This window comes from Chryseobacterium sp. (assembly GCF_045629545.1).
In the GTDB taxonomy this organism is placed as follows: domain Bacteria; phylum Bacteroidota; class Bacteroidia; order Flavobacteriales; family Weeksellaceae; genus Chryseobacterium.
Map to the genome: position 1 here is coordinate 15441 of NZ_JAZQRK010000053.1, position 10938 is coordinate 26378.

Genomic DNA, 10938 nt, shown 5'->3' on the forward strand with positions numbered 1-10938 from the left:
TTTATACTATGCCAAATACAACTCTCTCTCCCGAAACTACAAAAAAGGTTTTACCCCTTATTTTAGCCACTGCCATTTTCATGCAGATGCTAGATTCTACCATTCTCAACACCTCGTTGCCATCTATTGCGAGAGATCTCAATGAGTCGCCTCTCAATATGCAAAATGCGATTATAAGCTACGTGCTTACCTTAGCTGTGTTTATGCCTGCGAGTGGTTTTTTAGCAGATAAATTCGGGACGAAGAAAATTTTCATTATTGCATTGGTACTTTTCAGTGCAGGTTCTATCTTCTGTGCATTATCTCAAAACCTTACTCAGCTTGTTATTTCGAGAATTGTACAAGGTGTTGGAGGAAGTTTGATGACTCCAGTGGGAAAATTGGCGTTAATAAAGACTTTCGATAGAAACGAACTTTTAAAGGCGATGAACTTTGCCATTGTACCTGCTCTTATCGGACCTGTACTTGGACCATTAGTAGGCGGTTATATGGTAGATTATCTTTCTTGGCACTGGATTTTTTTGATTAATATTCCCATTGGAGTTTTAGGAATTGTACTAAGTATTAAATACATGCCGAATTACATTTCAGAGATTACAGAATTCGATCTCAAAGGATTTATCATTTTCGCAGCAGCTTCTCTCCTACTTTCAATTTCATTAGAATTATTCGGCGATGCAAAAAATATCACACCCGTATTGATTGTTTTCATACTTGGATTTTTGGCACTTTACTATTATTATATTCATGCTAAGAAAAAGGGAAATCCTATTTTTCCACTCAATCTATTTCAGGTAAGAACCTTTAGAGTGGGAATTTTGGGGAATTTAGCTACAAGATTAGGGATAAGCTCCGTTCCGTTGCTTTTACCATTAATGATTCAGATTGCATTTCACCAATCCGCAGTTGTCTCTGGCTGGATGATTGCTCCTATGGCTCTTACAGCAATGTTTGGAAAGTCTTCAGTAATCAAAATTTTAAATAAATATGGTTACAAAAGAACATTAATGGTAAATACTTTTATCATTGGTATTTTAATATGCAGTTTGGCAATACCCAACATCAATTCTTCTTTGTGGTGGTTTGTTCCTATTATTTCAATTTTAGGTTTTTTCAATTCAATACAGTTTACTTCTATGAACACCATTTCTATTGCAGATTTAAGAAATTTTCAAACCAGCAGTGGCAATTCTCTCATCTCTGTAAACCAACAATTGGCGATAGGTTTCGGGATCGCTTTTGGACTAATTGTACTTAAAGTTTATGAAAACAGCCCAGACCTCATCCAACATGAAACTCATAATGCCTTTCGATATACTTTTCTTACTGTAGGAATTTTAACCATTATTTCGAGTTTTATTTTCAGAAGGCTCCACGTTTCCGATGGGAAAAATATGAATTCTAAGGAATAATATTTCAAAACATAATTTATTCTACGAAATTCTTTTTTTTGGAAATTAAATGATTGATTTCATGCGTATTTAAAATATTTTTAAAACTTAAACAATTCTTTTTCTATTTATTACTTTAATCAATGCTTAACGTATTCGTTCTTATCACACATCAACGCTTTTGAAGATAGGTAATGATAACTTTGCTTAAAATTAAATACAACAAAGATGAGCACAAAAAAAGTAGAAATAGTAGTACAACCAAAACCAGCACATTATGTAGGAGACGGCTTCAGAGTACACAATTTTATACCCAGCGCATACAGATTGGATATGGAGAGAATGGATCCTTTCATTATGCTAGATTATAATTCTAAATTTCATTTCAATGCTTCCGAAACTCCAAAAGGCGTTGGCGTGCATCCACATAGAGGTTTTGAAACGGTAACTATTGCGTACCAAGGAAAAGTAGAACATCATGATAGCGCAGGCGGCGGTGGCATCATCGGGGAAGGCGATGTACAATGGATGACAGCAGCGGGTGGCGTTTTGCACAAAGAATACCACGAATCTGAATGGTCTAAAAAGGGAGGAATCTTCCAAATGGTACAACTTTGGGTAAATTTGCCTGCTAAAGTCAAAATGTCTGCTCCGAAGTATCAAGCAATTGCTAATGCAGATATGACTCAGCATCATCTTGGCGCGAATGGTTTCATAGAGATTATTGCAGGAGATTACAAAGGAGACAAAGGTCCCGCTTTCACTTTTAGCCCAATTAATATGATGAATGCTAAACTTAAAAAAGGTGGAAAAGCAGATTTTCAGTTTCCGGCTCACTATAATACGGCAGCTTTGGTGATAGAAGGTAGCATAATCGTGAACGGCGAAGAAACGGCTCCTACCGATCATTTTGTTTTGTTCGAAAATGAAGGAGAAAACTTTATCATAGAAGCTCCAGAAGATGCAGTGGTTCTTATCATTAGTGGAGAACCCATCAACGAGCCTATCTATTCTCATGGTCCATTTGTAATGAATTCTAGAGAAGAAATAATGCAAGCATTCACCGATTTTAATACCGGAAAATTTGGATATTTGGAAGATTAATGAAAATATAACCTTCCGCGAAACCATTTCAGAACAATTTTTACTACATTTAATATCAACAAAAGGCGCTTGCCAATATAAGATCTCCTATTTGTTTCTTCGGTGCAAGCGCTTTTATATCAATTTCAAGAGCATGAAAACAGAATTCGAAAACATTCCATTAGTTAAAAATGAAGACCCAAAAAGATTTGAATTATCCTACAACGGTCATTTAGCATTTATAGACTACAAAGAAAGCAATACTCATATTTCATTGATTCATACCGAAGTAGCTGCAGAATTGGCAGGTACAGGCGCGGCGGCAGCAGTTGTAGAAAAAACATTGATGCATATTGAGGAAAGCGGAAAATCTTTATTGCCTTATTGTCCTTATGTATTTGCTTATATTAAAAAACATCCAGAATGGAAGCGTTTGGTAGACCCAAAATTCAATGGATACGATAAATTTTAACCGTTATTTTTTTCATTTTAATTAAAATAAATTCAAACAAAAACACTCACTAAAACAACATATAATATGTCTAATATAGAACTAATCCTAGAAGAAAAAGCGGCGGATATAGGAAATTTTCTCGTGGGAAGATTATTACCTTTCCGTGAGAAAAGAGCGGTTGGACCCTTTGTTTTTATAGATCACATGGGCCCGGCAGAACTGAAAGACTACCAAAATCTAGACGTGCCACCTCATCCTCATATCGGACTTTCTACCCTTACTTATCTATTTGAAGGTTCTATATTTCATAGAGATAGCCTTGGTAGCGCATTAGAAATAAAACCTGGCGCTGTGAACTGGATGACAGCCGGAAAAGGCGTTGTACACTCAGAAAGAACACCAGAATACCTTAGAACTACAGACAAAAAACTACATGGTTTCCAAATTTGGGTAGGATTGCCGAAAAATCTAGAACAAAGCGAACCTACTTTTCATCATGTAGAAGCCAACGAAATTCCTTCTTGGGAAGAAGATGAGGTACACTACAAACTGATTGCTGGTGATGTATTCGGGAAGAAATCGCCTGTGCCCGTACATAGTCCTTTATATTTTATTGAATTAAAAACTAAAGCATCCAAAAAAGTGAACATTGGTAAAAATTTGTTTGGAGAATCTGCGCTTTATGTATTAGATGGAACTGTAACCATTGAAGGCAATACGTATGGTTCTAAGAAATTGCTGATTGCAAAAAATGCACAACTTTGCGAGTTTGAAATGAGTGATAATGCGATTGTTTATATTTTTGGTGGTGAACCATTCGATGAAGAAAGATTCATTTTTTGGAACTTTGTCAACTCTGATAAAGAATTGATAGAAAAAGCAAAAGTAAATTGGAACGACCAAAATCATGAAGCATTCCCATTAGTTCCTGGTGATGAACACGACTATGTACCTCTTCCAAAATCTAAATTAAATAGAAAATAACGCACACTCCCATGAAAATATTTGCCTTTGCAGGAAGTAACTCTTCTACTTCTATCAACAAGCAACTTGTAAAATTTGCCTTAAAGAGTTTTCCTGAATATGAGATTAATTTAATTGATCTTAATGATTATGTGATGCCTTTATTTTCGGTAGATGTAGAGAAAAAAGGATACCCAGATGAAGCCAATCAGTTTTTGAAAAACATAGAAGAATGCGATTTGATTGTTTGTTCTCTGGCAGAAAATAACCGTTCTTATAGCACTGCGTTCAAAAATGTATTCGATTGGACTTCTAGAATTAATGTTAAAATTTTTCAAGATAAACCCATGTTGTTGATGTCTACATCTCCTGGTGGATATGGTGGCGGTAATGTAATGACGGAAGCCAAAAAATTCTTTCCAGATTTTGGAGCTCAAATTTTAGAAACATTTTCTTTGCCAAAATTTAATCAAAATTTTGATCCTGAAGTAGGTATTACAAATTCTGAGTTATTAGCAGAGCTAGAATCTAAAATAGAAAATTTTAAAACACAAATCTAAAAAAGATGACCAAAGGAAGATTAGAAGCCTTCAGTGATGGAGTGTTGGCAATTATTATCACCATCATGGTATTAGAATTTAAAGTTCCGGAAGATGCATCAGATTTTGCAGCTCTGAAACCGATGATTCCCAAATTAATATCTTATGTATTGAGTTTTGCCTATGTAGGAATCTACTGGAACAACCACCATCATATGTTGCAGATGATAAATAAAATAAAAGGTAATGTGCTTTGGGCAAATTTGTTTTTGCTATTTACGCTTTCATTTTTACCATTTACAACGGCTTGGATGGGAGAAAATCATTTTGATAAAAATCCTGTTGCTTTATATGGGTTTAATTTGATTCTCTGTGCGCTATCTTTTACCATTTTAGAAAAAACACTTATCGCATCAGAAGGAGAACATTCTAAATTGAAAAATGCAGTTAAGAATCATACGAAAGAATCCCTTTCTCTCGTTTTCTATATTGCTGGTATTGCACTTTCTTTCTTCTACCCTATTGTGAGCATGGTTTGCTATGGTATTGTAGCTGCAATGTGGCTAATCCCAGATCGTAGAATGGAAAAAAATATGGAATAATAAAACACCAAAATTATTAATATGGACACTCACACTTACAAAAATGGAGACTTTACTATCATTTGGCAACCGAAAAAATGCATACATTCTGCGATTTGTGTAAAAATGTTACCGCAAGTATATAAGCCGAATGAAAAACCATGGATAACCGCTGAAAATGCAAGTCCAGAAGAACTCAAATATCAAATAGAAAAATGCCCTTCGGGCGCATTAAGTTATCAATTTAATTCAGAAAAATAATGGCAGTTACCGTAAAGGCAAGTTTAGGAAAAACCAAATTTTACACCGAAGTTGTAGCCGGAGATAATACAATCATCACAGATGAGCCTCTAGACCAAGGTGGACAAAATAAGGGATTCAATCCTTTTGAAATATTGGCCACATCGCTTGCTAGTTGTACAGCCGCAACCTTAAGGATGTATATTGATAGAAAAGAATGGCAAGTAGATAAGATAGATGTAGAAGTAGAACTAGAAAATTTTCCGTTGACGAAAATAGCAATCTTTAGAAGACAAATCTACTTTGAAAATGCTGATCTCAATGCAGATCAATTGAAAAGATTGCATGCAATTGCAGATGCTTGTCCTGTGCACAAATTATTAAATAACGAAATAGAAATTCATACCAAATTTTCATAATATGATAAAAATAAAACAAAGCAACGACGAAAAACATGGAGCATTCGTAGCTTCCATAGATGGCAACAAAGCAGGTCTAATGACGTATACATGGGCTGGCGAAGAGCGTTTCATCATCGATCATACTGAGGTGGAAGCAGCATACAATGGCAAAGGCGTAGGAAAGGAAATGCTAATAAAGGCAGTAGAATTTGCTCGCAAGAATAACAAGAAAATCATCCCACTTTGTCCTTTTGCGAAGGCAACCTTTCAGAAGAATGCAGATTTACAAGATGTACTGACCTAATTTTAATTAATTAAAATTGATGAAAACCTTTCGGATATTGATGTCTGAAAGGTTTTTGTTTTAGTAGAAACGAAAAAAACTATATTTGCTAAAATTTTAATTAAATAAATATGTCTCCATTTATATTACTGGCAATTATTGTTATCTATTTCGCAATTCTTTTAGTAGTCGCCTACAAAACAGGAAAAGGCAGCGATAACGAAAGTTTTTTTATAGGAAACCGTAAAAGCAATTGGATGCTTGTGGCGTTTGGGATGATAGGTACATCACTCTCGGGCGTTACTTTTGTAAGCGTGCCTGGTGCTGTAGGTAAAGATAGTTTTTCTTATCTACAGATCACCATTGGGTATCTTATTGGCTACGTCATCATTGCGTATGTGCTTCTCCCACTCTATTATCGTCTTCAGCTCACCTCTATTTATGGGTATTTACAGCAAAGAATGGGACAATTGTCTTATAAATCTGGAGCATGGATTTTTATTGTTTCTAGATTGGTGGGTGCAACTGCGAGATTGTATTTGGTGGTGAATATCCTACAAATCACTATTCTGGACAGCTTGGGAGTTCCCTTCATTGTTACCACATTAGTAATATTATTAATGATCATCCTCTATACTTACGAGGGTGGAGTGAAAACTATTGTTTGGACAGACACTCTACAAACCTCATGTATGCTTCTGGGATTGGTAATTTGTACTATTTATATGCTCAATCATTTAGACCTTAATGTGGGGCAAAGTTTAACCGCAATGAATGACAAAGGATACACAAAAATCTTTCAATTTGACGTAGATTCTCCAGGTTTTTTTATTAAACAAATTCTTGCAGGAGCGTTCATTACGATCACTATGACGGGGATAGACCAAGAGATGATGCAGAAAAGCTTGTCCGTAACGAAACTGAAAGATTCTCAGAAAAATATGGTTACATTGGGTGTAATTTTGTTAGGAGTCATCTCATTATTCTTGTATATGGGCGGATTATTATACCTATTTGGAGAAAGCGAAGGCGCACAATTTACAGAAATCTTCAAAGATGGTGTGGCTCAAAAACAATTTATATTGCATGGAAATGATATTTTCGGTGACAAAATATTCCCTACAGTGGCGTTAGAATATATGCCAGGGTTTATCTCAATTATATTTATTATCGCTCTTATTTCTGCTTTATTTCCTAGTGCAGATGGTGCAATGACGGCTCTTACTTCCTCTCTTTGTATCGATATTTTTGGCATGAAGGATAAAAAAGATTGGGACGAAAAGAAGAAAGAAAAATTCAGGAAAAACATTCACCTTTTAGTTGCGTTATCATTTTTGGTGATGGTGGTTATTTTTAAAATAATCAATGACAATTCTATGATTGGATTGATTCTTAAGCTAGCAGGCTTTACTTACGGACCATTATTAGGACTTTTTGCTTTTGGAATTTTCACCAAATTTAAAGTAGAAGACAAATTAGTACCTTACATTTGTATTGCTGCGCCAATTCTATCTTATTTTATCGACAAATACCAAGGAATGTTGTTCGGAGACTTCAAAATTGGGCTAGAACTTCTTATTATCAACGGATTACTAACCTTCATTGGGCTTTGGATTATTAGAAAAAAAATAAATTAATTTTAAATAATTAAAAAAAATGAACAACTTGTAATTGTTGGAAATAAAACTAAACGAATTACCCTTTTTTACAAAAATATTTTAAATTGGAAAAATCATAATCCGGGTACTAAACTCGGATTTTTCTATTTCCGTAAGCCATTAAAAATTTGTAAATTCGCCTGAAAATAAATCCTAAAAAATGAGTAAAAGTATTGAAGAGCTGAAATCTCTTACTACACAAATCAGAAGAGACATCTTGAGAATGGTTCATGCTGTAAACTCTGGTCACCCAGGCGGAAGTTTAGGCTGTACAGAATATTTCACAGCACTTTATGGCAAAGTGATGAACTACAACCAACCTTTCACCATGGAAGGAAAAAATGAAGATCACTTCTACCTATCTAACGGTCATATTTCTCCTGTATTCTATTCTACTTTGGCAAGATTTGATTTCTTTCCTGTGGAAGAATTGAAAACGTTCAGAAAATTAGATTCTAGATTACAAGGTCACCCTACAACACACGAAGGTTTACCAGGAATCAGAATTGCTTCAGGATCTTTAGGACAAGGTCTTTCTGTAGCTTTGGGTGTTGCACAAGGTAAAAAACTAGATGGAGATTCTTCTTTGGTATATACACTTCATGGTGATGGAGAGTTGCAAGAAGGACAAATTTGGGAAGCTTTGATGTATGCAGCAGCTAAGAAAGTAGACAACATTATTTCTACAATAGACTTTAACGGACAGCAGATTGACGGAAGTACAGAAAATGTACTTTCTCTAGGTAATCTGCATGCAAAATTAGAAGCTTTCGGGTGGATCGTTTTGGAAGAGAAAAACGGAAACGACCTAGAAGCTGTAATCGCTATCTTAGAAAAAGCTAAATCGGAGACAGGAAAAGGGAAACCTGTAGTGATTATTCTTCACACAGAGATGGGTGCAGGTGTAGACTTTATGATGGGTTCTCATGCTTGGCATGGTAAAGCGCCAAACGATGAGCAACTAGATACCGCCTTCAAACAATTATATTTAGAAGCTGCTGCAGATTACTAATCTCCATCCAGCTTAAAAATTAATTTGAAATAATACTTAGATCAAAATGAAATATACATATACAGAAAAAAAAGATACACGTTCAGGATTTGGTGCAGGACTAGCTGAATTGGCAGATACAAACCCCAATGTAGTAGCACTATGTGCAGATCTTATTGGTTCTTTGAAAATGGAAAAATTCATAGAAAAAGCGCCAGAAAGATTTTACCAAGTAGGTATTGCAGAAGCGAATATGATGGGTCTAGCTGCAGGTCTTAGCATCACTGGAAAAATTCCTTTTACGGGTACTTTTGCTAATTTCTCTACGTCTAGAGTGTACGACCAAATTCGTCAGTCTATCGCGTATTCTAATAAAAATGTAAAAATTTGTGCTTCTCACGCAGGTCTTACTTTGGGTGAAGATGGGGCTACACACCAAGTGTTAGAAGATATCGGGATGATGAAAATGCTTCCTGGTATGACGGTTATCAACCCTTGCGACTACAACCAAACAAAAGCAGCAACTTTAGCTATTGCAGATTTCGAGGGACCAGTTTACCTAAGATTTGGTAGACCTACCGTACCTGTATTTATCCCTGAAGATATGCCTTTCGAGATTGGAAAAGGTATTATGCTTCAAGAAGGTACAGACGTTACTATTGTGGCTACAGGACACCTTGTATGGGAATCTTTGGTTGCTGCAGACGAACTAGAAAAAGAAGGTATTTCTTGTGAAGTGATCAACATCCACACCATAAAACCTCTTGACGAAGAAATCATCTTGAAATCTGTAGAAAAAACAGGTAAGATTGTAACTGCTGAGGAACACAACTATCTTGGTGGATTGGGTGAATCTGTAGCGGGTATGTTGGCTAGAAAAAGACCAACAAGACAAGAATTTGTAGCGGTAAATGATTCATTCGGTGAATCGGCAACGCCAGCAGAATTAATGAAAAAATACAAAATTGATGCAGAAGCTGTAAAAGAAGCTGTAAAAAGAATTTTGGATAAATAATAATAATTTCTATTCTTAGAAATAGTACAAAACACGCTCTCGGGCGTGGTTTTTTTTATTGAGTTTCTAAAAATAGAAAGCGTATTCTTCAATAATAATTTTAACTTGGTTTATTTAAAATTATTATACAGAAATTTACTTCATAAAAATTAACTAAAATAGAGGAACTTCAAAATGAAATTACTTCAATTTGATATAAATTTTGAATGATTTTAACTTTCATAACAAAAAAATACGCATTAAAATAAAAATTTTAGTGCGTATTTTCTGCTTAAAATCTTAAAATATGTTAAAATTTCAAGATAAAAATTAGTCTATATTAACTTTAAACGTCTGTTTAATCTCCCAAAATTGAGTTTCAAACTCTAAAAATCGTCGAGTAAAGCGTATAAAGATGTTTTATTATTTAAAAAATTTCCACTTTGGAATAATGGCCAACATCCCAAATCCTGTGAAAAGGAACAAATTGGTAACATCTGTGTACAGAAAAGTACTGAGATAAAAATTGTGCATGAAAAAGTGCAATACCAGAAGCACTGGAAAGGCAACAATCCCTACTTTTTTATAAAAATACATTAATACGAGGCTAATTACCATCAATGCATCTACCGAAAAAATGGCATAGAAATACCACTGAGGAATATTGAGAAACTCTTGTTGCAAATACTCATCTAGATCTATCCCAAACCCCATTATCGTGAATAGTAATAGCGCTACTACCGTTAAAATAAACCCTAATCCTTTCTTCGGATCTTCATCAAAATAATTGTACTCTTCCATAGTGCAAAAATAAAGAACTTATGAATCAATTCATAAGTTCTTGGGTATATATATCGTCTAAAATTTGATTATATTGAGATTGCGTTGATCAATCTGTTTTTGTCACTCAAGTATTCTTCCATAGAAATCATACTCTCCGTTCTCATTACATCCTGAATATCATCAATTTGGTAGATGATTTTCTTAGCATCTTCTGTATTTTTAGCTTTTACTTTACAGAAGATATTATATTTACCAGAAATAACGCTCGCTTCTACTACATTTGGGATTGTACCTAATTCTTTTAGAACTTCCTGTGTGCGGTTTGATTTCGTTAAAAGAATACCGATAAAAGCTGTAAAGTGGTAGTCTAATTTACCATAATCTAAATTAAGAGATGATCCTAAAATAATACCTGCATCCTCCATTTTCTTAACTCTTACGTGAATTGTACCAGCGGATACATCCATCTGTTTTGCAATTTCTGTAAAAGGCATTCTTGTATTTTCTACTAAGAAATCAAGAATTTTTTTGTCTATTTCGTCTAGTTGATAGTTCATATTGATGAAAATTATATTTT

The 10938-nt window shown here is 34.6% G+C and carries 14 protein-coding genes; 12 read left to right on the forward strand and 2 right to left on the reverse strand.

The genetic code is table 11. The features are described 5' to 3' along the window. Positions 1 to 8: 8 nt before the first annotated feature. The 12 genes from ACKI42_RS13170 to ACKI42_RS13225 all read left to right on the forward strand — a co-directional run bounded on the left by ACKI42_RS13170 (position 9) and on the right by ACKI42_RS13225 (position 9599). Positions 9 to 1412, forward strand: a complete 1404-nt coding sequence (locus tag ACKI42_RS13170; RefSeq protein ID WP_407406043.1) for an MFS transporter — start codon at positions 9 to 11, stop codon at positions 1410 to 1412. Between the two features lie 207 nt (positions 1413 to 1619). Then, a complete protein-coding gene (locus ACKI42_RS13175) occupies positions 1620 to 2495 on the forward strand; it encodes a pirin family protein (RefSeq protein WP_407406044.1) in 876 nt (291 codons plus the stop codon). 133 nt (positions 2496 to 2628) lie between these two features. After that, positions 2629 to 2946 carry a GNAT family N-acetyltransferase gene (locus tag ACKI42_RS13180; RefSeq protein ID WP_407406045.1) on the forward strand — a complete coding sequence of 106 codons (318 nt, stop codon included), beginning with the start codon at positions 2629 to 2631 and terminating at the stop codon, positions 2944 to 2946. Between the two features lie 66 nt (positions 2947 to 3012). Then, positions 3013 to 3912 (forward strand): pirin family protein, encoded by a 900-nt coding sequence (locus tag ACKI42_RS13185; protein WP_407406046.1) that lies wholly within the window; start codon positions 3013 to 3015, stop codon positions 3910 to 3912. 11 nt (positions 3913 to 3923) lie between these two features. After that, a complete protein-coding gene (locus tag ACKI42_RS13190) occupies positions 3924 to 4451 on the forward strand; it encodes an NADPH-dependent FMN reductase (protein WP_407406047.1) in 528 nt (175 codons plus the stop codon). A gap of 5 nt (positions 4452 to 4456) precedes the next feature. Continuing rightward, positions 4457 to 5032 carry a TMEM175 family protein gene (locus ACKI42_RS13195; protein WP_407406048.1) on the forward strand — a complete coding sequence of 192 codons (576 nt, stop codon included), beginning with the start codon at positions 4457 to 4459 and terminating at the stop codon, positions 5030 to 5032. A gap of 21 nt (positions 5033 to 5053) precedes the next feature. Then, positions 5054 to 5272, forward strand: coding sequence for a (4Fe-4S)-binding protein (locus tag ACKI42_RS13200; protein WP_407406049.1), 219 nt, complete (start codon positions 5054 to 5056; stop codon positions 5270 to 5272). After that, entirely contained in the window at positions 5272 to 5670 is a 399-nt protein-coding gene (locus ACKI42_RS13205; protein ID WP_407406050.1) for an OsmC family protein, read from the forward strand. The genes ACKI42_RS13200 and ACKI42_RS13205 overlap by 1 nt, the downstream gene beginning before the upstream one ends. Before the next feature lies 1 nt (position 5671). After that, the gene (locus ACKI42_RS13210) at positions 5672 to 5956 is read left to right on the forward strand and encodes a GNAT family N-acetyltransferase (RefSeq protein WP_407406051.1); all 285 of its coding nucleotides are present in this window, start codon (positions 5672 to 5674) and stop codon (positions 5954 to 5956) included. Positions 5957 to 6066: 110 nt separating this feature from the next. Then, positions 6067 to 7572, forward strand: coding sequence for a sodium:solute symporter (locus ACKI42_RS13215; protein WP_407406052.1), 1506 nt, complete (start codon positions 6067 to 6069; stop codon positions 7570 to 7572). A gap of 181 nt (positions 7573 to 7753) precedes the next feature. Beyond that, positions 7754 to 8605, forward strand: a complete 852-nt coding sequence (locus ACKI42_RS13220) for a transketolase (protein ID WP_407406053.1) — start codon at positions 7754 to 7756, stop codon at positions 8603 to 8605. Positions 8606 to 8651: 46 nt separating this feature from the next. Then, entirely contained in the window at positions 8652 to 9599 is a 948-nt protein-coding gene (locus tag ACKI42_RS13225) for a transketolase family protein (protein ID WP_407406054.1), read from the forward strand. A gap of 402 nt (positions 9600 to 10001) precedes the next feature. Here the strand turns inward: ACKI42_RS13225 and ACKI42_RS13230 are convergent, their stop codons facing one another. Next, positions 10002 to 10379, reverse strand: a complete 378-nt coding sequence (locus ACKI42_RS13230; RefSeq protein WP_407406055.1) for a hypothetical protein — start codon at positions 10377 to 10379, stop codon at positions 10002 to 10004. 68 nt (positions 10380 to 10447) lie between these two features. After that, positions 10448 to 10918, reverse strand: coding sequence for an Lrp/AsnC family transcriptional regulator (locus ACKI42_RS13235; protein WP_050379112.1), 471 nt, complete (start codon positions 10916 to 10918; stop codon positions 10448 to 10450). Between the last annotated feature and the right edge of the window lie 20 nt (positions 10919 to 10938).